Annotated in this window: 21 protein-coding genes, 1 pseudogene and 1 riboswitch; of the genes and pseudogenes, 14 read left to right on the top strand and 8 right to left on the bottom strand. The window is 37.1% G+C overall.

What is annotated here, in order from left to right:
- Positions 1-56: 56 nt before the first annotated feature.
- Complete coding sequence (locus NSQ59_RS14675; RefSeq protein WP_055740037.1) at positions 57-251, bottom strand: alpha/beta-type small acid-soluble spore protein; 195 nt, start codon at positions 249-251, stop codon at positions 57-59.
- Positions 252-345: 94 nt separating this feature from the next.
- Positions 346-1461 (bottom strand): CAP domain-containing protein, encoded by a 1116-nt coding sequence (locus tag NSQ59_RS14670; RefSeq protein WP_340832031.1) that lies wholly within the window; start codon positions 1459-1461, stop codon positions 346-348.
- Positions 1462-1692: 231 nt separating this feature from the next.
- Between NSQ59_RS14670 and NSQ59_RS14665 the strand changes: the two genes are divergently transcribed.
- The 4 genes and pseudogenes from NSQ59_RS14665 (at position 1693) to NSQ59_RS14645 (ending at position 4852) form a co-directional block, all read left to right on the top strand.
- Complete coding sequence (locus NSQ59_RS14665) at positions 1693-2412, top strand: MBL fold metallo-hydrolase (protein WP_340832029.1); 720 nt, start codon at positions 1693-1695, stop codon at positions 2410-2412.
- 59 nt (positions 2413-2471) lie between these two features.
- A complete protein-coding gene (locus tag NSQ59_RS14660; RefSeq protein ID WP_340832026.1) occupies positions 2472-3230 on the top strand; it encodes an aminoglycoside adenylyltransferase domain-containing protein in 759 nt (252 codons plus the stop codon).
- A pseudogene (locus NSQ59_RS27950) lies at positions 3223-3985 on the top strand (class I SAM-dependent methyltransferase). The gene NSQ59_RS14660 and the pseudogene NSQ59_RS27950 overlap by 8 nt, the downstream one beginning before the upstream one ends.
- A gap of 114 nt (positions 3986-4099) precedes the next feature.
- Complete coding sequence (locus NSQ59_RS14645) at positions 4100-4852, top strand: DUF5694 domain-containing protein (RefSeq protein WP_340832019.1); 753 nt, start codon at positions 4100-4102, stop codon at positions 4850-4852.
- Positions 4853-4881: 29 nt separating this feature from the next.
- On the opposite strand, the gene NSQ59_RS14640 is transcribed toward NSQ59_RS14645, so the two are convergent.
- Positions 4882-5451 (bottom strand): DNA-3-methyladenine glycosylase I, encoded by a 570-nt coding sequence (locus NSQ59_RS14640; protein ID WP_055741236.1) that lies wholly within the window; start codon positions 5449-5451, stop codon positions 4882-4884.
- Between the two features lie 27 nt (positions 5452-5478).
- On the bottom strand, positions 5479-5922 hold the full coding sequence (locus NSQ59_RS14635) for a YaiI/YqxD family protein (protein WP_055740033.1): 444 nt from the start codon (positions 5920-5922) through the stop codon (positions 5479-5481).
- Between the two features lie 274 nt (positions 5923-6196).
- Here NSQ59_RS14635 and NSQ59_RS14630 point away from each other — a divergent pair, with 274 nt between their 5' ends.
- The 4 genes from NSQ59_RS14630 to NSQ59_RS14615 all read left to right on the top strand — a co-directional run bounded on the left by NSQ59_RS14630 (position 6197) and on the right by NSQ59_RS14615 (position 13408).
- Entirely contained in the window at positions 6197-6658 is a 462-nt protein-coding gene (locus tag NSQ59_RS14630; RefSeq protein WP_055740032.1) for a nucleoside 2-deoxyribosyltransferase, read from the top strand.
- Between the two features lie 251 nt (positions 6659-6909).
- Positions 6910-8187, top strand: a complete 1278-nt coding sequence (locus tag NSQ59_RS14625) for a metallophosphoesterase family protein (protein ID WP_055740031.1) — start codon at positions 6910-6912, stop codon at positions 8185-8187.
- The gene (locus NSQ59_RS14620) at positions 8184-11702 is read left to right on the top strand and encodes a YhaN family protein (protein ID WP_055740030.1); all 3519 of its coding nucleotides are present in this window, start codon (positions 8184-8186) and stop codon (positions 11700-11702) included. The genes NSQ59_RS14625 and NSQ59_RS14620 overlap by 4 nt, the downstream gene beginning before the upstream one ends.
- A gap of 236 nt (positions 11703-11938) precedes the next feature.
- Positions 11939-13408 carry a nicotinate phosphoribosyltransferase gene (locus NSQ59_RS14615; protein ID WP_055740029.1) on the top strand — a complete coding sequence of 490 codons (1470 nt, stop codon included), beginning with the start codon at positions 11939-11941 and terminating at the stop codon, positions 13406-13408.
- 70 nt (positions 13409-13478) lie between these two features.
- Here NSQ59_RS14615 and NSQ59_RS14610 read toward each other — a convergent pair whose 3' ends face one another.
- The 4 genes from NSQ59_RS14610 to NSQ59_RS14595 all read right to left on the bottom strand — a co-directional run bounded on the left by NSQ59_RS14610 (position 13479) and on the right by NSQ59_RS14595 (position 17190).
- On the bottom strand, positions 13479-14612 hold the full coding sequence (locus NSQ59_RS14610) for a hypothetical protein (RefSeq protein WP_055740028.1): 1134 nt from the start codon (positions 14610-14612) through the stop codon (positions 13479-13481).
- 256 nt (positions 14613-14868) lie between these two features.
- Positions 14869-15516: a pyroglutamyl-peptidase I gene (gene pcp / locus NSQ59_RS14605; RefSeq protein ID WP_055740027.1), complete on the bottom strand. Its 648-nt coding sequence runs from the start codon at positions 15514-15516 to the stop codon at positions 14869-14871.
- A gap of 13 nt (positions 15517-15529) precedes the next feature.
- Positions 15530-16483 (bottom strand): DUF979 domain-containing protein, encoded by a 954-nt coding sequence (locus tag NSQ59_RS14600; RefSeq protein WP_055740026.1) that lies wholly within the window; start codon positions 16481-16483, stop codon positions 15530-15532.
- Positions 16480-17190: a DUF969 domain-containing protein gene (locus tag NSQ59_RS14595; protein ID WP_055740025.1), complete on the bottom strand. Its 711-nt coding sequence runs from the start codon at positions 17188-17190 to the stop codon at positions 16480-16482. Before NSQ59_RS14595 ends, NSQ59_RS14600 begins: the two co-directional genes overlap by 4 nt.
- A gap of 276 nt (positions 17191-17466) precedes the next feature.
- On the opposite strand from NSQ59_RS14595, the gene pxpB reads away from it, so the two are divergent.
- From pxpB to NSQ59_RS14565, 6 genes are all read left to right on the top strand, one after another.
- Complete coding sequence (gene pxpB / locus NSQ59_RS14590; protein WP_280513062.1) at positions 17467-18177, top strand: 5-oxoprolinase subunit PxpB; 711 nt, start codon at positions 17467-17469, stop codon at positions 18175-18177.
- Positions 18174-19184, top strand: coding sequence for a 5-oxoprolinase subunit C family protein (locus tag NSQ59_RS14585; RefSeq protein WP_055740023.1), 1011 nt, complete (start codon positions 18174-18176; stop codon positions 19182-19184). The genes pxpB and NSQ59_RS14585 overlap by 4 nt, the downstream gene beginning before the upstream one ends.
- Positions 19185-19186: 2 nt before the next feature.
- The gene (locus tag NSQ59_RS14580; protein WP_055740022.1) at positions 19187-19954 is read left to right on the top strand and encodes a LamB/YcsF family protein; all 768 of its coding nucleotides are present in this window, start codon (positions 19187-19189) and stop codon (positions 19952-19954) included.
- Between the two features lie 113 nt (positions 19955-20067).
- Positions 20068-20255: riboswitch (cobalamin riboswitch) on the top strand.
- A 152-nt stretch (positions 20256-20407) separates the two neighbouring features.
- The gene (locus NSQ59_RS14575; protein WP_055740021.1) at positions 20408-21361 is read left to right on the top strand and encodes an ABC transporter substrate-binding protein; all 954 of its coding nucleotides are present in this window, start codon (positions 20408-20410) and stop codon (positions 21359-21361) included.
- Between the two features lie 32 nt (positions 21362-21393).
- Complete coding sequence (locus NSQ59_RS14570; RefSeq protein ID WP_055740020.1) at positions 21394-21984, top strand: cob(I)yrinic acid a,c-diamide adenosyltransferase; 591 nt, start codon at positions 21394-21396, stop codon at positions 21982-21984.
- A 97-nt stretch (positions 21985-22081) separates the two neighbouring features.
- A complete protein-coding gene (locus NSQ59_RS14565; RefSeq protein WP_083489339.1) occupies positions 22082-23119 on the top strand; it encodes a FecCD family ABC transporter permease in 1038 nt (345 codons plus the stop codon).
- The last annotated feature ends 3 nt before the right edge of the window (positions 23120-23122 follow it).

Genomic DNA, 23122 nt, shown 5'->3' with positions numbered 1-23122 from the left:
TAAACAAAGGGTGTCCTAATCTTACTAGGACACCCTTTACTTTTGAAATCACAAGTTTATTGACCTTGTTGATTTCTTAATGCTTGTTCAGCGTAAGCAATAAGACGTTTGGTCATTTCGCCGCCGACTGAACCGTTAGCTCGAGCGGTCGTATCTGCACCAAGTTGAACTCCAAACTCATTGGCGATTTCTTCCTTCATCTGATCCAGAACATTTTCTGCACCAGGAACCAAAAGTTTGTTTCTAGCCATGATACATCACTCCCGACGAAGTTTTGAGCAAATAAATGCTCCTACTTACTATTGCCAAATACACGGTGTTCATACTAAAATCTACATGCATAAACTATTTTGAATAAAAATCCTCCGTGTAAAATGGCTGTTCTTCTTGGTTAAATGCAACTCCAACCCCTAAATATTGATAATTCTTCTGAAGAATATTTTCTCGGTGGCCAAGTGAATTCATTAGACCTTCATGGGCAAATATACTGCTAAGCTGTCCGTAAGCAATATTTTCGCCAGCTAAAAGAAACGTGATATGATCCTGTTGCATTCGGTCGAACGGTGAGCGTCCTTTTAGGTCATTATGATCGAAATAGTTATGTTCGGCCATATCTGAACTATGATCCCGTGCAGTTACTTGAACATGCTGATCCCACGATAAAATAGGTAGATGATGTACCACGCGAGAAGCGTTTGTTAAATCAAATAATTGATATTCAAAGCCTGTTTTTAATGCTGTGCTTGCTTTAGTATAGAACCCTCTTTTCTCTTGTTCTACTTTTTTGTTAATCAATTGTATGGCAGTTACTCTGTTTTGCTGATATTTATCATAAAAAATCGTTACATAGGCACCATCGACCAAAAACACATCATAATCGCTTTTTTTATCAAATTGATAAATGGTAAATCCCTTTTGAATGCCGGTAAGTGGGGTACCGAGCTTTTCCCGAACTATTTGTTTGGTGACGCCAATTTTAATTCCGTTTGTAGAAGAAATCAAATTTTGATTCGTGTATAAGCCAATTACCTTATTATTTTTATTGTACATAGCCATAAAAAACTGTTGATAATGCTGATGATAAGTATTCCAATTTTCACCATACTCATTAAGGGTGGTTCGTTTTGGAGTTCCCGCGCGATGTTCAACATCTTTTTTGGTATCACCAAGTTCTATATTATCGACAGAAAAGATATGCTTAGTTGGAGTTTCTAATGAAACTTTGTCCTGGTTTGTTTCGGCTTTAGATTGATTACTATTATCCGAACCAAGCTGATCCAATAATTGTTTCACCTTATCGGAACCAGCTATAACGGTTGCATTTTGTTTTAAATTATTTATTTTAGACTGCAGGGAATGAATACTTTCCTGATAATCTTTTTTATGTAAAAAGTCTTTAATAGTTGGCCAGGAAAAAACAACTAAAGAAGCGCAAATAACAAGCATAAGAAAACGACCCATATTTTTTCCTTCCTCCATTTCTACTAAAATTATAGCCAATCTAGTGAATGTATAATCATAGTGGACTTCTCATTTCCTTTTCCTGTATTTCAAAAAGCAATTGATAAAGGATTTTTTGTAATTATGATAGAATATGTAAGGTGAACTACATAAAGTATACGGTTTATACTTCAAGTTGGAACCATTTTTTTATGGGAAATTTATATAATGTTGCCTGAGGAGGAAAAAAGTATGAAAGTAGCAAAAAATGTGGAAATGATTGAGTTAAATATCCAGGGTTTTCAAATCAATCCTACTTTGATTTGGGATGAAGAAAAGGCAATATTAGTGGATACGGGCATGCCTGGACAGGTCAAAGCACTTCAGGCAGCGTTTGAAAATGCCGGAGTTCCGTTTGAAAAATTAAAAGCAGTAATTTTAACACACCAAGATATAGATCATATTGGAAGTTTACCAGAGATTCTACAAGAATGTGACTGGAAAATTGATGTATTTGCTCATAAAGAGGATAAGCCTTATATTGAAGGCGAAAAACATATGATAAAAGCGGATCCAAATAGACTTAGTAAGGAAGCTTGGGAGTCTCTTCCAGAGCCAATGAAAGCTTTATATTTGAATCCTCCGAAAGCAAACGTTGATTATGTTCTAGAAGATGGTCAAGTGCTTCCGGAATTCGGAGGGATTGAAGTAATTTTCACACCTGGCCACACACCTGGCCATATAAGCCTATATTTACAAGAAAGTAAAACACTTATTACAGGAGATGCAATGGTGATAGGAAACGGCACATTGCAAGGACCAGTTCCTCGGAATACTCCTGATATGGAAACTGCATTGAAATCTTTGGAGAAATTCATTGATTATGATATTGAATCCGTAATATGTTATCACGGTGGTTTTTCTAATCAAAATGTAAACGATCAAATTGCTGAAATCGTGAAAAGTAATTAAGTTGAGGGTGATGGCTTTTACGAGCCATCATTTTTTTCTATAAAAGGGGAGGATGGAATATGTCTATAGAAAAATTTTTGCATGAAGTATGTTCCATATTTCAGCATCGATTAGGGACGAATCTAGTAGGAATTTACCTGCATGGGTCGTTAGCAATGGGGTGTTTTCAACCAACAAAAAGTGATGTGGATGTTTTAATCGTTGTGAAAGAAACACTAACTATCAACCAAAAGCAAAAGATCATAAGGGATATTTTGGAATTAAATCAATATAAGCTGGAAATGAGTATTTTACTAGAAAAAGAGGTGCGAGCATTTCAATATCCAACTCCGTTTGAACTCCATTATTCACAGATGCACCGGGAGAGATATATGCAGGACGTAAATTACCTTTGTGGAGATTCAGTGGACCCAGATTTAGCTGCTCATTTTGTTATAACGTATGAAAGGGGTAAATGTTTATATGGTGCACCAATTCATGAGGTATTTCAACCAATTGACCGAAAATACTATCTTCAGTCCATTCTTTTTGATATCGAAAATGCAGTGGAGGAAATCGTTCATAACCCAGTGTATTATACATTGAACCTTTGTAGAGTTTTATTCTATTTGAGAGAAGGAAATGTCTCATCGAAAAAAGAAGGTGGAAAATGGGGATTAAGGAATGTTCCTGATTCCTATAAAGAACTAGTAAGTGCAAGTCTATCACAATATACTAATCCCGGTATTCAAATTGACTGGAATCAGAAACAATTAATCGAGTTTGCGAAATATATGACGGAAGCAATACGTTCAATCGGGAGCAAACATTATGGATAAAGATAATTTTCAAGAATACGAAGATCCTATTATATACGATAAGGAAAATGATCATTATACAGATGAAATACCTCTCTTATTAAAATGGGCTTCTAAATCAGTTGGGCCAATTATTGATCTAGCATACGGGACAGGACGGGCTACCATTCCGCTTGCAGAAAAAGGGTATAAGATGATAGGTGTTGATATACATAAAGGAATGTTAGCTACGGCGAGAAGAAAAACTGAAAAACTCCATTTACCAATTAATTGGGTGGAAACAAGATTGTACTAGTCTTGATTTGAACGTGAAGAGTGAGTTTATTTATATGGTCGGTAATTCCTTTCAACATTTTCTAACGAACGAGGATCAAGATAGATTGCTCACTTCGGTGAACAAACATTTAATACAAAACGGAATCTTTATCTTTGGGATAAGGTTTCCGAGTAACGAGGAATTATTGCAACCAAGCACGGAAGAGTTTTGGAAGTCATATCAAGACAATCAGAAAAAAGTAGATGTATACACGATAAGTAACTATGATCCCCTAAATCAAATTCAACATTATATTACGATAAGAAAATATATCAGTGATACTGGGGAAGTAATGGACATAAAAAGAACCAATATCAAATTACGGTATGTCTTTCCTAAAGAAATGGAAAGATTGCTCAAGGAAAATGGTTTCGAGATAATCGATGTATATAAAAATTGGAACGAAGAACCGATAACAAATGATAGTTACCAGATGGTGTATGTTTGTAGAAAAAAATAGAATTTATTGTATCTAAATAATCGAACAGAACAAAAGTTTCTATTTTGTAAAATGGAGGAAATTCCCACGATTTTGTAGAATTGGTTACTGAGATCTAAAAAGGGAGAGAAAACGATGCATACATATCATCAAAAACCTAAACTTTTAATCGTGGGAACCTTTCATATGGGACAAACAACTGACTTGTTTCAAACGGAAGTAGATAATCTTCTATCCATAAAACGACAACAAGAGATAAGAGAAGTGGTGGATCGTTTGAAAAAGTTCCATCCAACCAAGCTTGCAGTTGAAGTGGAAAAAAAGCATCAAGATTCATTGAATGAAGAGTATAGACAATATTCAGATGGCAATCTAGAATTGAAGGTTAACGAAGTTTATCAGCTCGGTTTCCGAATTGCTTCTGAATTAGAACATAAAGAAATTTACTGTATTGACTGGATGGAACAAGGCGCAGGGAAAAAAGGTTTTGGGGATGTTTATGAGTGGGCGAAGAAGAATCAGCCCGAACTATTTCAATCCATTTTTGGGTGGCTCCATGAGATAAGTAATTCTGCCAACCCTAATGATAAAACAATTTTAGATATGTACCGTCAATATAATGAAAAAGAAGAAATCAAACAGCATCATATTTTGAATATTAATATTGCCAGAATTAAGGAAGAAGAAGATTACGTGGGGATGGACTGGTTAATTTGGTGGTATCAACGAAATCTAATCATGTTTTCTAATCTTGCAGATCTGGCTACAAGTCCCAATGAACGCATCCTGCTTATTGTAGGAGCAGCACATGTCGAAATTTTATCCAACTTTATAAAAGAATGCGGCTTGTTTGAGCTTGAAGAAGTGGATAAATACCTTTATGGATGAATAAAAAAAGGACTAAATTGTCCTTTTTTCTATTTTAATGAGTGGATTTTTTTATAACAATCACATGTAACAACATGATCATTCACCAAACCGGCTGCCTGCATAAACGAATAGCAAATCGTGGAACCGACAAATTTGAAACCGCGTTTTTTTAAATCCTTGCTCATTTTATCGCTGATTTCTGTTGTTGCAGGTACTTCACTTAAATCATTGAAGTGGTTTTGAATCGGTTTGCCGCCAACAAAAGACCACACATAATCTCGAAATGAGCCGAATTCATCGACTACTTTTAAAAATGCCTTCGCATTGGTAATCACTGCATTAATTTTTAGCTTATTTCTGACAATCCCTTCGTTATGTAAAAGCTCGTCTATTTTCTTCTCATCGTAAGTAATGATTTTTTTTGCTTCAAAATTGTCAAATGCTTTCCGGTAATTGTCTCTTTTCTTTAAAATCGTATACCAGCTTAGACCAGCCTGTGCTCCTTCCAGGTTTAAAAATTCGAACAGCAAGCGGTCATCATATACTGGAACACCCCATTCATGATCATGATAATCAAGATAAATAGGATCTTGATTTACCCATCCACATCGATTCATATCCAAAACTCCCCCATCCATTAAATATTATTCCAGGCCAATTATCTTTCTGAACATCTGCCTGAATTTCTCACGATCTTCATTTGTAAATGCTTTAGGACCTTTTGTACGTTTCCCGCTTTTTCTTTCCATGGCACTTAAGTATCGGGATTGCAATAATTGATCGATATTTTCGTTGGTATAAAGAAATCCTTTATGATGTATGATGGTACATCCTTTCGCCAATCCAAGAGAAGCAAGTCCATAATCTTGAGTGATAATGAGATCTCCCTTATGAGCAAGCTTCATAATACGATAGTCCGCAGCATCAGCACCGGTATCTACATAAATAGTTTCGACACCTTCAGGATAAACCTCCGATGAATAATGAGGAAAACTTGTAACAAGTATAACGGGAATATCTGCCCCAGTTGCCTCAGAAATAACGATATTTTTTACTGGACAAGCATCTGCATCGACATATATTTTCATGCTTTATTCTCCTTAAAAAAAATAAAACCATCAAATACAATATATTTTACTATAACCTATTTTTCTATTCATATCATTCCTAAATATGATTTAAGTAGGGGGATACATGTTATCTAAGAAATGTGTTTGGATTGTTCAACCACCATCCTATAGATTGTTTTTATCACATTAAGAGTATCAGAAGAATCTTTATGACATTCAGCAGCATTTTCATCCATATAATGTTATGGGTCTGTTAGTTGATTGGATATTTTATTAGGAGGATGCCAATTTAATGGAAAATGTGAAATCAAAAGTGGTGAGGGTATTTATTGCAAGCCCTTTTTTTAATCAAGAGCAAATTGATAGGGTGCAGAGATTAGAAAATGCGTTAATGAGGAATCCTTATGTAATAGATATTTTTTCAGCCAGATTTCATCAATTTGAACAGCTAAAATTTGGCTCAAAGGAATGGAGAAGAGCTACCTTTCATAACGATCTTAAATTTCTGCGGAGAGCGGATGTTGTAGTGGCTATCCATGATTTTGAAGGATCGAATGTTGATAGCGGTACTGCTTTCGAAATCGGGTATGCCTATGCGTTTCAAAAACCTATTATTCTCATTAATGAAAAAGGTTCACCTATTAATTTGATGTTGTCAGATAGCTTGCATGCTTATTTGAACAGAGTAGAGGACGTTGCGTTGTATAATTTCTTACAAATGCCCTATATTCCATATGAGGGGCAAGTGATTTAATTATCTATAATTGCTAGACGTTACGGAGAGCTGTCTTATGGCGGCTTTTTTTACGTTTTATAGAATAAATAATGCTATCGTAAGTAATGATTTGTAACTGTGCTTAAAAAAGGACGATTCGAATATGGTAGATTGTTAAAAATAGTAAAAGATTTTTCATTCTATCAATTTCTTAAAATTGTCGATTCTTATGGTAAAATGGAAGAAAAATAGAATGAAATGACATTGGTTGTTAGCAAGGAGGGATAGCTTTGGAATTTACATTTATTCACGCAGCCGATATCCATTTAGACAGTCCATTAAGAGGCTTGGAAAAGTATGAAGGGGCTCCTGTCGAGAAAATACGGAATGCGACGCGAGAGGCATTTCAACATTTAGTAGATGTAGCAATTGAAAGAAACGTTGCATTCCTTGTCATTGCAGGTGATTTATATGATGGGGATTGGAAGGATTATAACACCGGTTTATTTTTTATCAGCCAAATGAGCCGATTGCAAAAGGAAAATATTAAAGTGTTCCTCATTCGCGGAAATCATGATGCGGCAAACTTGATCACAAAAGAATTAAAGCTGCCGGAAAATGTCATCGAATTCTCGGTTGATAAACCTGAGACTTTTATAATGGAAGAGCTGCAAGTTGCTTTACATGGACAAGGATTTGCCTCACGAGCTGTAACGGAAAATATCGCAAAAGCCTATCCATCTAAAATGGAAGGGTATGTAAACATTGGTCTATTACATACGAGCGCGACAGGTCGTGAAGGTCATGAAAGCTATGCACCATGTTCTTTAGATGATTTAAAGGAAAAAGGCTACGATTACTGGGCATTAGGGCATATCCACTTAAGAGAAGTACTCCATGAAAAAAATCCCGTTATCATCTTTCCCGGAAATATTCAAGGACGACACATCAAGGAGACCGGACAAAAAGGATGTACGATTGTAACTGTAAAGGATGGTCAAATTCATCACTATGAGCATCAAGACTTAGATGTGCTTCGATGGGAAGTTTGTTCAGTAGATGCTTCCTCTTGCGAAACAGTGCAAGATATCGTGATAACGGCACGAGAAAAACTAGAGGAACTCTATCAAGATTCGGAAGGCAGATTCTTAGCCATTCGCATCCGAATTACCGGATCTACGGATGCACACCAGGCTTTATTAGTAGATAGAGAGCATGTCATCAATAACTTGCGTTCACTGGCCCTAGAAGTAGGATATGGGGATATTTGGATCGAAAAGGTAAAAATCGAAACAACCCGAAAAATGGATATTGAGGAATTAAGAGAAAAAAGCAGCCCAATTGCAAGTATACTAGACTACATTGAAGGGCTTAGTCAGAACGAAGAAATATTCGAGCTGTTGCTTCAGGAATTTAAAGATTTGCAATCTGCACTGCCTAATGAGCTCAAAAGCGGGGAAGATGCTTTTGATTTCTCTAATCCGACAATTCTTACCAATAGGCTAAAAGAAGTAGAGGAGTTAATTTTGCACTACTTAACGACAAAGTCTGGGGTGGAAACGGCATGAAAATAAATTATTTAAATTTACAGGCATTTGGTCATTTCACGGATTACCATGTATTTTTTGATGAAAATAAAAATTTTCATTTATTATATGGCCCGAATGAAGCCGGGAAAAGCACGATCCTGCGTTCCATCTCAAACTATTTATATGGTTTTCCGAGACAAACGACAGATGCTTTTCTCCACAGCAATTCGAAGCTAAGAATTGAAGGAGAACTGCAAAAAGAAAATGGCGAGAAACTGCAATTTACCCGCAGAAAAGGAACGAAAAATACGGTATTGGATGTAAATAACAATCCACTTGATGAGAAAATCGTTGCATCCTTTTTAAATGGAATATCAGAGCAGCAATTTACAAATATGTTCGCATTAGATCATGTCCGACTAAGAGAAGGCGGGGAAAGCCTGTTACAGAGTGATGGAAATGTATCGCAAAGCTTATTTTCAGCCGCGTCGGGAATCAATGCACTTCGAAACGTTTTGGAGGAATTAGAATCCAGGACAGGCAATCTTTATGGAAAAAATAAATCTAAAACTGCCATAAACAGTGCTTTAAAAGAAGAAAAAGACTTAACAAAAAAAATTACCGAAAATCAATTGAAAATACAAGACTGGAAAGATCTTGAACGAAAGTTTTTAGAAGGTAAAAAAGAAATTGAAAAGCTAAAAGAAGATATAAAACAATTAACAAAAGAGGAAAATAAATACAAACGTTTGAAGCAAACCTTGCCGAAAATCGCACTTCGCAAGGAACTGCTTGAAAAATATAAGGAGTTAGCTACTGTACCTGACTTACCGGAAGGAATGGAAGAACTTCGCAAGGAAAATTCGCAAAAATTAGAAGCAGCAAAAGCCGCTAAGAAAAATGCAGAAGAAGAACTGCAAAAAACTGTACGGTTATTGCAAAATATTATTATTCCAGATGGAATTCTTGAACAAAAGACGTTGATTGAATCTTTATATCGGGATAGCTCCAGTTACCAAAAAGATGTAAAGCAGCTTCCTGTTCTGAAAGGAAAATACCGACAATTAGAACAAACCATCTTTGCAAAGTTAAAGGAACTGGGACGTGAAACCGTTAATATTGACATTGTTGAACAATACAGGGTCAATGCTGAACTGAAAAAAACGATACGCGAATTGGCAGAACAAAAGCCAGTCCTAGAAGCGGGCGAAAAAAACGCAAGGGAAGAATATGAATCTCTTGAAAAGGAAAGAAAGAATAGTCAATTCGAATTTCAACAATTGAATGAAGTTGTGAATCTCGGAGATTTAGAATCTGTTATCGATAAGGCGAAAGCAGAAGGTAATCTAGATAGAATATTAAATGAAAAACAAACTGAATTGCATCAAATCGAACATCAAATTTCCGAACTCATTCGTAATCTACCACTTTTTGATGGAACAACGGATGAATTACTGCGATTAAAAGTGCCAAATTTGAAAGAAACCGTGAAGAAGTTTCAAAAGCAATATGAGGAAATTTACCATGACATTCAGCAATTGAATCAAAAAATAGGGGATGAAAATGCTTCTATTGAAAAATATGAAAAGAGAATTCGCGAACTGGAGTCCCTTACAGATATTCCAACTATATCAGAGCTTGATGGAGCAAGAAGCCATCGAGATACAGGCTGGCTTGTGATACGCCAAAAGCTGAATACAGGTGATGTTGACCAAACGGTACTTGCTCAATTTTCAAATGGCCTTCCAATTGATATGGCATTTGAGAAGAGCATCCAAAAAACAGATGAGATTGCGGACAAGCTGCGCACCGAAGCAGAAAAAGTTGGGGAAAAAAACAAGCTGCTTGCTGATATTGAAGCAGGTAAAAATAAAGTTCAAACTCTTACATCTGAATTAGAATGTGCAAACGGAAAAATGGACGTTTGGAAAAAACAGTGGAAAGAACATTGGCAATCCGCGAAGATAGAACCGCTAACTCCGGATGAAATGTTGGAATGGCTGGATAAATATAATACGATTCTGGAATTAAATCATAAAAAACAAATTACGTTAGCACAATTAAAGGATATAAAGGATAAACAGACTAATCTTTTCATACTATTAAAAAATACACTTGCCGTACTTGGAACTAGTACTGAATTTTCTACCCTTGAGGATGTAGTGCACTTTGCTGAACAAACAAGAAAACGATTAACAGATGAGAAAAATAAGCGGGATCATTTGCAAGAAACGTTGAAAAATGTAACCGGAAAGCTTGACCTTGCCAGTGACAAAAGGAACCGTGCAGCAGAAAACTTAAAAAACTGGCAAGTAAACTGGGAGAAAGCGATTGAAAAATTGGGTATCGCTAAAGAAACCTCGCCAAATGTTGTAAAAGAACTGTTAGAGACATTTGAAGCTTGTGTTCAGCACTATGATGAACTGAAACAGACTGAAAAAGACATCATTGCTATAGAAGAACGGATTTCAACATTTGAAACCAGTGTAAAAAGCATGGAACAAAATGTTTTGACCAATCTAGTTCCACATGCGATGGATCTTGCTGTTTCAGATTTATTTAAAGTGTTGCAACAAGCTCAAAAGGATCAAGTGGACATTGCAAATCTAAATAAACAGATTGCCCAAGCAAATGAGAAGATAAAAGCGGCAGAACTCCAAATGACGGAGGCAAACAGTGCCCTAGAAAAATTGCTAAAACAGGCAGGCTGTGATTCAATCGAAGAATTGGAAAAAATCGAGTCAGCTTTTAAACAAAAGTGTGATATTCAAGGGAGAATTCAATTAATTGAGGAGCAAATAATTGAATTAGGCAATGGCCGGATGCTAGAGGAGCTTTTGGAAGAGGCGGATCTTGCCAATAAAGATACATTAGATATGGAATTAGAGGACATTCAGAAACAATTATATGCATTAGATCAAACCCGTTCGGAAATAGAACAAGCTCATGGGGTTGTGAAAAATGAGTACTTGGAAAAAATCGAAGGAGCGAGCTTCGAGTCAGTAAAGGCAGCAGAGGAAAAGCAAAGCAAGTTAGCTGCTATAGCAAATTACACAGAAGAGTACGTTACTTACAAATTGGCCTCTATTTTATTGCAAAAAGGGATTGAATTTTACCGAGAAAGCAATCAAAGTCCTATATTAAATCGGGCAAGTGAGATTTTCCGTCGATTAACATTAGGTTCCTTTGACGGAATAACCGTAGAGTACGACAAAAAAGACCAACCGGTAATAATGGGAGTTCGTAATCAAGACGAAATGGTAGAGGTTTCCGGCATGAGTGACGGGACAACAGATCAACTTTATCTATCATTAAGAGTTGCAAGTATGGAACATTATCTTCGAGAAAATGAACCAATCCCATTTATTGTAGATGACATCCTGGTTCATTTTGATGATGATCGGTCGAAGGAAACATTAAAAGTTTTATTAGAGCTATCAACACAAACACAGATTATCTTCTTCACTCATCATTACCGCAACATCGAGCTAATGAAGGCAATTACAGCCGACAATGCTTATCAATTAACAGAATTAAACACCGTAACAGTATAAAGGACAGCTAATCTGTCCTTTTCGTTTAATTAGATTCAATAAAGCTTACGTAATATTCGCATAATTTGTCTAATTAAAAACATGAATCATCAAGAATATCTATAAACATGTGGTGATGAAAATAATAAAATGAGCATTAATAATCATTGTGAACAAATAATTTTTGAATGCACATTTGCTGAAAGGGAATTATGGAAAGATAAGTACAATAATATATTAACATTTGGAGGGAACCGATGTTAAACAAATTTCCGGATGATAGCTTAGCACTTCATACAGACTTATATCAGGTGAACATGGTGGAAACCTATTGGGATGATCATATTCATAATCGTAAAGCGGTGTTTGAGCTTTATTTTCGAAAGATTCCATTTGGAAACGGGTACGCTGTATTTGCAGGCTTGGAAAAAATCATTGAGTACTTGAATCAATTTCATTTTAGTGAAAGTGATATTGCTTATTTGCGGGATGAACTAGGTTATGAAGAGGACTTTTTAGATTATCTGAAAACATTGAAGTTCACCGGTAAGTTGAGAGCTATGAAAGAAGGCGAGTTAGTATTCGGAAATGAACCGATTCTGCGTGTAGAAGCTCCACTTGCCGAAGCACAATTAATCGAAACGGCACTGCTTAACATTGTTAATTATCAAACGCTAATCGCGACAAAGGCGTCGAGAATAAAACAAGTTATCGGTGACGATACTGCCATCGAATTTGGAACAAGGCGTGCACAAGAAATGGACGCAGCAATTTGGGGAGCGAGAGCAGCTTTTGTTGGAGGATTTGAGGCAACAAGCAATGTAAGAGCAGGAAAACTATTTGGGATTCCTGTATCGGGTACTCATGCTCATGCCATGGTTCAAGCATATCGGGATGAGTATACAGCGTTTCATAAATATGCAGCACGACATAAGGACTGTACCTTTTTAGTTGATACATATGAAACGTTAAAATCCGGTGTACCAACTGCCATAAAAGTAGCGAAAGAACTTGGAGATAAAATTAATTTTAAAGCGATTCGCCTTGATAGCGGAGACTTGGCTTATCTTTCAAAAGAAGCAAGAAAAATGTTAGATGAAGCTGGTTTTAAAAAGACAAAAATAATTGCATCAAATGATTTGGATGAATACACCATTATTAATTTAAAATCCCAAGGTGCAAGAATTGATGGATGGGGAATCGGCACGAAACTGATAACAGCCTACGACCAAGCTGCTTTGGGCGCAGTTTACAAATTGGTTTCGATTGAAGATGAGAATGGGGAAATGGTAGATACGATCAAAATTTCAGGAAACCCTGAAAAAGTAACCACTCCCGGATTGAAGAAAATTTATCGGATCATTAATCGGATTAACCATAAATCAGAAGGCGATTATATTGCCATGGAAGATGAAAAACCTGAGCAGGAAGAGCGACTAAAAATGTTTCACCCTATTCATACTTATATTAAAAAGTTTGTCACCAATTTCGAAGCGAAAGAACTTCATCATGACATTTTTGTAGACGGAAAACTGGTCTATAATCTTCCAGACATAAGGGAAATTCAACAATTTGTAAAAAATAACTTGAATTTATTATGGGAGGAATATAAGCGATCCTTGAATCCGGAAGAATACCCGGTCGATTTAAGTCAAAAATGCTGGGACAATAAGATGGAGAATATTGCAAAGGTAAAAGAAAAGGTCGCGATCAGTATTCGAAAATAAAAATTAGATCACATCCTTCATTAGTGATGTAATATGTACGGTGAAAAGAGGAAGAAGAGCATTGTTAGACTTAAAACCCTGCTCCGTCTTCTTTCTTTTTTATTTTCTTTTGTTTGCCTTGAAACCATTTATATAATTGGATGGCATAGTACACAAAAAGGAACCACCCACAAATGATGTACAAATACTTAATAACAGCAATGTGAAATGAGTGGCGAGGGTCTGCTGACAGAAAGCTGCCAATCAAAATACCAACTGCGAGAATAATGGCATCTCTTATTGGGAAGTACCATTTAACTCTTTTTATATATAAATACATAAAAAGAAGGTATAAATAAGTGAAAACAATAGCAAAAAAGTTACCGTTGTAATCCGAAAATTCCTTTCCTGTAATATCCCAATAGGGAGACCAAAAACATATAATCATGATTTGTAGCAAGGAGAGTATGGTAATAAAAATAATGCTCTTTTTTTGGCGTTTCCGGATTTGTATTTCTTCGAGTTGTTTTTGCTCTTTTGTCACAAACACATTGTTCGTATCTTTAGACTCTGACCCAATGACAAAGGGGAGTCTTCCTTCAAAAACCTCTTTTGGTACTTGTTCTACTGCTTCCGGTGTGTTGGGAATGGATGTTAACGCTTTGCCCGTCTGGAAAATGGTTACATTGTGCTCCTGAAACACTTGTAGCCATTCATCCAATGTGGCTTGCTCCCCGTGACTAAAACATACAACTTTTTGTTCATTATTCGAACTTAGCCCATATATCATCAATTTAGCCATTCTTAATGAAATCGTTTTGGGTATCTCTCGACCAGGGACTTTTCTGTAGGTTGTTTGGTAATCCACCCCAATTAAAACATAGTTAATCTTGTCATATGGGAGAAGAACATATTCTTCATGATTATTTTTTTTATCTTTAAAATAATATTGATATCCTTGATCAGTAAGGTTAATTTTAACAATAAAATCTAGGTAGATTTTAAGATTCCTATAACTGAACCAAGAAAGTCCGAGTGGAATGAAACTAAGCACCAATAAGAAAATAGACAGACCCATTCCGTCCATGATCCATTCTTTAATCGATATATACAGTAATCCTACCCCAAAAAGAAACAAAAAAGAGATAAGCACTATATGAGCTACAATTGCCCACTTTGGCAATTGATTAGTAAAACCACGCTTTCCGTCCGTCTGCATTTCCATTTACATTTTCCTCCTTTTATTTGTTATTTTACCAGAAATACAGATAGGTAAATGTGCTTATTTCTTTCTCAGTATGTTAGGGGAATTCAAAGAGATACAGCATAGGGGATAAAGGAATTTTTGCAGAAACGCTTTGTAAGTTTAAAGGGTATTTATTGAAGATTCCCCATATAAAATGGGAAAACCAGCCAACAAAAATAGGATGTTGACTGGTTGAAAAATATCGAAAAGAATTTGCTCTTTCTTAATGTAAATATTAACTAATCGTACCGCCAATTTCTCGGATATCTTCTTTTTCGTTTGCTGCAACTACCGCAGCCAATTCAAGAGCTTTTACTATCGTATCCAGCCCTAAGCTTGGAGCATTATTATGAACGGTTTGCTCAGGAATGAATGGGATATGGATAAAGCCTCCTCGAATATGTGGAGCATTTTTTTCCAAATAGTTCATTAATCCATAGAAGAGATGATTACAAACGAATGTACCGGCACTATTAGAGACTGCTGCTGGTATTCCAGCTTCTCTCATATGATGAACGATTCGTTTCACCGGCAGGGTTGACCAATAGGCAGCGGGGCCATCTTCTACAATTTGTTCATCAATCGGTTGATTATTTCGATTATCAGGAATGCGGGCATCATCAATATTTATTGCGACACGTTCAGGAGTTATTTGGGTCCGGCCTCCTGCTTGACCAACACAAATAACAACATCAGGTTGGTTTGCTTCAATAGCTTGAGTCACCACTTTGATGGATTCATGAAAGACTGTCGGCACCTCTTGGGTAACTATTTCCACATCATCGATTTTTCTGCCTTCTAATTTCTTCACTGCTTCCAAAGCGGGATTGACAACATCTTTCCCAAATGGATCAAACCCGGTGATTAGAACTTTTTTTCCCATCTGAGCATTCCTCCTATTTAATTAGAAAATACATAAGAACAATATTAAACGCTAACACGAATAAAGCAGTAGGAACCTGAACTCGAATAACATGATTTTTATCTTTTAAGTCTAATAGTGCTGCGGGTACAATATTGAAATTCGCTGCCATTGGAGTCATCAGTGTTCCACAATAACCGGCAAACATCGAAATTGCTGCAATTTGATTTGGATTGGCACCGAATTGTTTAATCAACAACGGAATAGCAATTCCCGCTGCCATCACTGGAAACGCTGCAAACGCATTTCCCATGATCATTGTGAATAGCGCCATTCCGATACAGAATACAAATACGACCCAGAATAAAGAATTTTCAGGAATTACTTTCGATACAACATCTGATACCACCTTGCCAACTCCAGCTGATGTGAAAATCGTACCCAACGTAGCTAATAGTTGTGGAAGTACTACTGCCCAGCCAATTGCTTCTAATAGACGTCTAGACTCTTTAACCGCCGTTTTAGGTGTGCTTTTTGTTAAAGCCATGGCTGTTATGATAGCGATAATACATGCAATTCCCAGGGAAACTAAAGTTGGATTAGCTGGATCTAATAGCTGCAATGTCCCTAGTTTCATGTTTACTAATAGCTTCGAGCCAATTACCGTTAAAATCGGTATTAATAACGCAGGGATAAATAATAGATTCCCAAGACGCTTACGCCGTTTTTCACGGTGTTGATCGGATGCTTCTCCGTATTCTCCTTTACGAAGACCGCCCATTCCAACGATCAGCACCATCAAGATAACCATTATACCGATGTAAAAAGGCGGAATAACTTTCCCTAATAATAGAGTAAGAGAATAAAGGAAATAGAATAATCCAGAGAAAATTCGACGTGGATTTGCTTTATCTAAAAAGGTGTAGATGGAGCAGCACAATCCAATTATACCCATTATAATATAGATGAACTCAACAGAAAAAATCATTTGCTCACATCCTTTTTACTGATCGGATTAACCTTCTTCGCTTTGCTTCCTAATTTACGATCTAACTTCTTATCAAATAAATATAGTCTAATAGAATGGATAATGAAGACGAAGATAGCTGTTGGAATTCCCCAAAGTGCCATGGAGATAGGATCTGCCTTAATACCATTTTGATCAAAGAAACCTTTCATGAGTAAAATGGCGCCAACTGCTACGAATATATCCTCGCCGAAAAAGAGTCCGATATTATCTGCAGCAGCAGCATGTGCTCTAATTTCTTCTTTTTCTTTTTCTGGAACCTCTTCGTATTTCGCTTCTGCAGCACCTTCTGCCATTGGGGCAATAAGCGGTCTTACTGTTTGCGGATGCCCGCCGATACTATTTAAGCCAAGAGCAGCACCGATTTCACGAATCAATAAATAGATTGTAAGAATTCGGCCAGTTGTAGCGGCTTTTATTTTCGAGACAAGATGTCCTGCCTGGTTTTGCAATCCGCTTCTTTCTAAAAGTCCAATCACTGGAAGCGTAACAATTAAAATGGACATATAGCGATTCGTCGTAAATGCTTCGCCGAATTGGGTAATAATATCTTTTAAAGGCATACCAGCAATTAAACCAGTTACTAAACCGGCAACCGTTACGACTACGAGAGAATTTAATCTAAGGGCAAAACCAATGATGATTAATGCAACACCAATTAAAACCATATAAACCCTTCTTTCTTCGAGTAAATGTTGAAAAAATTATATCAAAATATTATTTTGTGAATATTAGAATGTTACCACAATTTAAATAGTCTGAAAAGGTTTTTTAATCGTTCCTTCTTTTTATTTTGGAATTGCTATAAAAATTAAAAGCTATGATAACTTAAAATTGTTAAAATGTTTTAAATACAATATAATAGTATAATAATATCAATTTCATTAACTTGATCTAACGTTGAAAAATATTGTTGCGATTATAAAAGTAAGGAGGGAATGTTGGTGGATTATCGCTTACATCCATTAGGGGAAAACGCGGTTATGATAGAACTGGGAAATGATTTGAACTTAGAAACCCAAGAAAAAGTTCATGCCATTTCTTCCTTTTTAGATGAACATCCATTTGAATGGATGATTGAATACGTTCCTGCGTTTTCGACTATCACCATTTTCTATGATCCTTTTAAAATAATGAATATAATCAATGCGAAGTCTCCATATGATTTTGTCTGTCAGCAATTACAGCAGCTTTTATCAAAAATAAGCTTAAGGCAACAGGTGGAGTCACGGGTAGTCGAAATTCCTGTATGTTATGGAGGAAAGTTTGGTCCCGATTTAGAAACGGTTGCCAGTATTAATAGATTAACAACGGAGGAAGTTATTAATATCCATTCTTCAGCTGAATATACCGTCTATATGATTGGTTTTGCCCCGGGATTTCCTTATCTTGGAGGAATGTCAGAGAAGATTGCAGCACCAAGATTACAATCTCCCCGTTTGAAGATTCCTGAGAGAACGGTTGGAATTGCCGGCAAACAGACAGGTGTATATCCAATTGAAACACCTGGAGGATGGCAGCTTATTGGCCGAACTCCTATAAAGCTATTTCGTCCGAAAGATGAAGTACCAAGCTTGTTAAATGCAGGTGACAAAGTTCGATTTAAACCAATCAGTTATGAAGAATACGTAGAATGGGAGGGCAAAGAGGCATGATTACAATTAAAAAGCCCGGACTTCTAACAAGTATTCAAGACATAGGACGCTACGGATATCAAAAATATGGGGTTATTGTCAGTGGGGTCATGGATCCGGTTGCACATCGAATAGCGAATTTATTGGTAGGGAATGAAGAAAATGCTCCGACATTAGAGATTACACTCCTAGGTCCCGTTTTAGAAATTCATGAGGATACACTTATATCCATATGTGGTGGAGATATGTCTCCTCATATAAATGGAAAACCTGTTCCAATGTGGAGAACGGTATATGTGAAGAAAGGCAGTGAACTTCGATTTGGTACGGCAAAAGCAGGATGTCGTGTGAACCTTGCAGTTGCAGGAGGATTTTCAGTACCGACTGTAATGGGGAGTAAGTCAACGTATTTAAATGCAGGGATAGGCGGATTTAATGGACGTGCTTTAAAGACAGGGGACCATATTTCCGTAAATCAGCCAAGTCCACTTTCATCAAAAATTATTTTGCAAATGAAGAAACAGGCAGGGAGCCGATCTTTTTTGGAAATGGAATGGTCGGTTGCATCGAAATTTATCCCTTCCTTTAAAACAGATCAAACGATTCGTGTAATGAAGGGACGCCAATATTCTTTATTTACAAATCAGAGTCAAAAGGACTTTTTTTCCAAGACATTTGAAGTAAGCACTCAATCGGATCGTATGGGTTACCGTTTAAAGGGAGAAACATTAGCGTTGAAGGAACCGAAGGAAATGCTATCGGAGGCCGTTAGCTTCGGAACCATCCAAGTACCATCAGATGGGAACCCTATTATATTACTCGCTGACCGCCAAACGACAGGGGGCTACCCGAAAATAGGGCAAGTTGCTACTGTTGATTTGCCATTACTGGCTCAAGCGAAGCCTGGAGATCGACTTCGCTTTTCAGAAATTGAACATGAAGTGGCCGAGCAATTACTTATGGAAAGAGAACGAAAAATTCAAGAGCTTAAAAAAGGTATATTACTAAAATTTAAGAGGGAGGCATAAACATGACTAAGGTGGACTTAAATTGTGATATGGGAGAAAGCTTTGGAGCATACAAGCTAGGTAGAGACGAGGAAATTCTTGATTTTATCACCTCAGCAAATATTGCATGCGGATTTCATGCAGGAGATCCCGCGACAATTAGAAAAACTGTCCAATTAGCGATGGAAAAAAATGTAGGGATTGGTGTTCATCCCGGTCTGCAGGACTTAGTCGGTTTTGGCAGAAGAAGCATGCAAATCTCGCCACAAGAAGCATATGATCTTGTTGTTTATCAAATAGGAGCCATTTATGCGTTTGCCAAATCGGAAGGCGGGAAAATTCAGCACGTGAAACCACACGGGGCTCTATATAATATGGCAGCAAAAAGTGCTCCTTTATCGGAAGCCATTGCAGAAGCTATCTACAAAGTAGATCCAGAGCTTATATTATTTGGTCTGGCAGGAGGAGAACTCGTCAAAGCTGGGAAGAAAATCGGTCTGCGCACGGCAAATGAAGTTTTTGCCGACCGCACGTATCAACAAGATGGCTCGTTAACCCCAAGAACGGATTCGCAAGCACTAATTACCAACCACGAAGCTGCCGTTAACCAAGTAATCCAAATGGTAAAGGAAGGAAAAGTTACATCCCTTCAAGGTATCAATGTACCAATCCAAGCTGATACCATTTGCATCCATGGTGACGGAGCCAATGCATTAGACTTTGCTAGATATATTTCTGATAGCTTAAAAGATGCAGGAATTGAAATAGCTAAAATCAAGGAAATTTTATAAGGATGAGTAAGGCGCTTGTCCTTTTCTTATGTGAAACATTCTATTCGTGTAAAATTATTAAAATATAGGAAATTCGGAAAAAATACTGTATAATGATGTTGGTTTACAATTTCATATTAGCAGCGAAATCAGATACCTTCATTTGGAAGGTTTAATAGGGAAGATTGGTGAAAAGCCAACGCGGTCCCGCCACTGTAAATGGGAGCAAGCTGTAATGACCACTATGTATGTAAAAATACACGGGAAGGTACAGTAAGCAATGATCATGAGCCAGGATACCTGTCTGATTTTTGAGTGCACCAATGAACCTACGCGGATAGGGGGTGTTTACGAAACGTTTTTAGTGTTTTTTACAAAACACTATTATTTTTTACGTTTTTTTTTACATGACATCCCTAGATTTAGGAGATGTTTTTTTTTATGCTTTTATACTATCGCAAAAGGGGTTAACACATGAAAAAGCTACTGAATTACTTATCTATCTTACTATTAATTTTTGTCCTTGCAGGATGTGGGGCAGATCAGCAAAACAACAATGCTGGTAAGCATACGACGAAATCCAATGGATTTCCTATTACGATTACGGACGGGGTTGGGAATAAGCTTACAATAAAGAATAAACCAAAACGGATTGTTTCGCTGATTCCAAGCAATACAGAAACCGCGTTCGCCCTTGGCTTAGATAAAGCAATTGTTGGGGTTTCTGATAATGATAATTATCCCGAGCAAGTCAAAAACAAAACAAAAGTTGGCGGGAAAGATATTAATATCGAAAAAGTGATTTCTTTGAAACCGGATGTTGTACTTGCTACCGCTTCAGATGCACATAACTCTCAAGAAGGCCTCAAGCAATTGGAGGACAATGGTATTAAAGTTGTCGTTGTCAATGATGCCACCTCGTTTACAGATGTATATAAATCAATTGAAATGATTGGAAAAGTGACAGGGACACGGGAAAAAGCAGAGGATATCATCGATGGAATGAAGTCCAAAGTAGCAAACATAAAAGAGGAAGCGTCAAAAATCGCAAAAGATCATCCTCAAAAGGTTTGGATTGAAGTATCTGCGCCTCCAAACATTTATACAACTGGGACAGGAACCTTTATGAATGAGATGGTCAATCTATTAGGTGCAAAGAATATTGCGGATGACAAAGCAGGTTGGATTCCATTTTCCGAGGAAGCAGCTGTGAAAGCAAATCCGAATGTCATTGTTCTTACATACGGGTATTATGTGAAGGATGCAGTCAATCAGGTAGTAAAACGAAAAGGATGGCAAGAGGTATCAGCAGTGAAAAACAAACGTGTCTATAATGTTGATTCGGATGAGGTATCAAGACCTGGACCACGTCTTGCGGACGGCTTGCAAGAAATGGCAAAGGCGATTTATCCCGATAATTTTAAATAATAATGGCGGAGAAACAAAAGGGAGGAGAAAAAATGCGTATATATACGAGAACAGGTGATCAAGGGCAAACCAGCATCATAGGCGGCAGGGTTGATAAAGATGATATTCGTGTTCAGGCTTATGGAACGGTTGATGAAGCGAATTGTTTTGTTGGACAAGCGATGGCGGAACTGGATCCCAATTTGTTTGGTGATATTTTAGAAGAATTAGAGAAAATTCAGCATGAATTATTTGATTGCGGCGGAGACCTTGCGAATAAAACGATGAAGCGCCCTTACAAATTACAGCAGGAAATGATTGATTATCTGGAAACGAAAATAGATGAGTATATTGCCAGTACTCCAAAATTAGAAAGATTTATTTTACCAGGAGGCACAAAGGCAGCGGCATCGATCCATATTGCGAGAACGGTCACACGTCGTGCTGAACGTCTTGTTGTTACCCTTTCGAAAACCGACAACAGCGTTCCTCCGCTTGCACAGCGATATTTAAATCGTCTATCAGACTATTTTTTTGCTTTGGCGCGAGTGATTAATCATCGTTCAGGAAAAAGTGATGTTGAATATATAAGAAGTGCCAAGGTATTTCGTGATGGGAAACGTAAAGAAAATAATAGTGAATGAAATAGATGAAAGGATGGGAACAAGGTTGTTTAGATAGCCTTGTTTTCCTTTAAAAAGGAGCTGATTAATACTGCCAAAACTTACTTTTATACAAAAGATGGGAAGAAATAGCATAATTTTTCCCTATTTTCTTGGATGTGTCTTTCTACTATTCTCTATCATTATTGGAATCGCAGTGGGAACTGTATATGTACCAATTCATGAAATTATCCAAATTATAGGATCAGCCATTTTACATATTCCCTTAAAGGATTCAGCAGACCCTATGAATAGCAATATTGTAATGGATATCCGGATGCCCAGAGTGCTACTAGCGGGAATGGTTGGTGCCTCTTTATCGATCGCTGGAGCAGCTTTCCAAGGCTTGCTGCGCAATCCGTTGGCAGACCCGTATACACTTGGTGTTTCGTCTGGTGCTTCCGTCGGTGCAGTGGTAACCCTTTTCTTTCATATTTCCATACCATTTTTGGGGCTCTTGACCTTACCATTTATGAGTATCGTTGGCTCCTTTTTCACGATTTTTTGTGTTTTGTTATTTGCTCGCAAAATGGAGAAAGCGATGAAAGTAGAGACCATTATTTTAACTGGGATTATTTTTAGTTCTTTTTTTAGTTCCTTTATTTCATTAATCATTGCTTTAACAGGGGATGAATTACGGCAAATCATTGGCTGGCTGCTTGGCAGTGTCTCTATGCGCGGATGGAGCTATGTGAATATTATCTTGCCTTTTTTTCTTATTGGGTCTTTGTTGCTTTTAACAAACATCAAGGAGTTAAATGCTATGTCACTTGGAGAAGAACGGGCGTATCATCTCGGGGTGAATGTAGAAAAAAGAAAGCTGTTCGTGTTAATCGCAGGATCGATATTAACTGGGGCTGCAGTTTCCGTTTCGGGTTCCATTGGATTTGTCGGCTTGGTGATCCCGCATTTCATTCGTATCGTATGGGGACCAAATCATAAGAAGCTATTGCCATTATCGATTCTATTTGGAGCAGGTTTTTTAATCTTGGCTGATTTGATTTCAAGAACGATTATCCAACCAACAGAACTCCCAATTGGTGTGGTTACTGCATTAATAGGTGCACCGGTCTTTGCGTTTATTTTGATGAAAAGAAAATTAGGAAGCAGAGGTTAAAGC

Origin of the sequence: Margalitia sp. FSL K6-0131, assembly GCF_038008735.1 — a bacterium.
In the GTDB taxonomy this organism is placed as follows: domain Bacteria; phylum Bacillota; class Bacilli; order Bacillales; family Bacillaceae_C; genus Margalitia; species Margalitia shackletonii.
The sequence above is the reverse complement of the archived record's forward strand: the minus strand, read 5'-3'. Positions and strand labels throughout refer to the sequence as shown.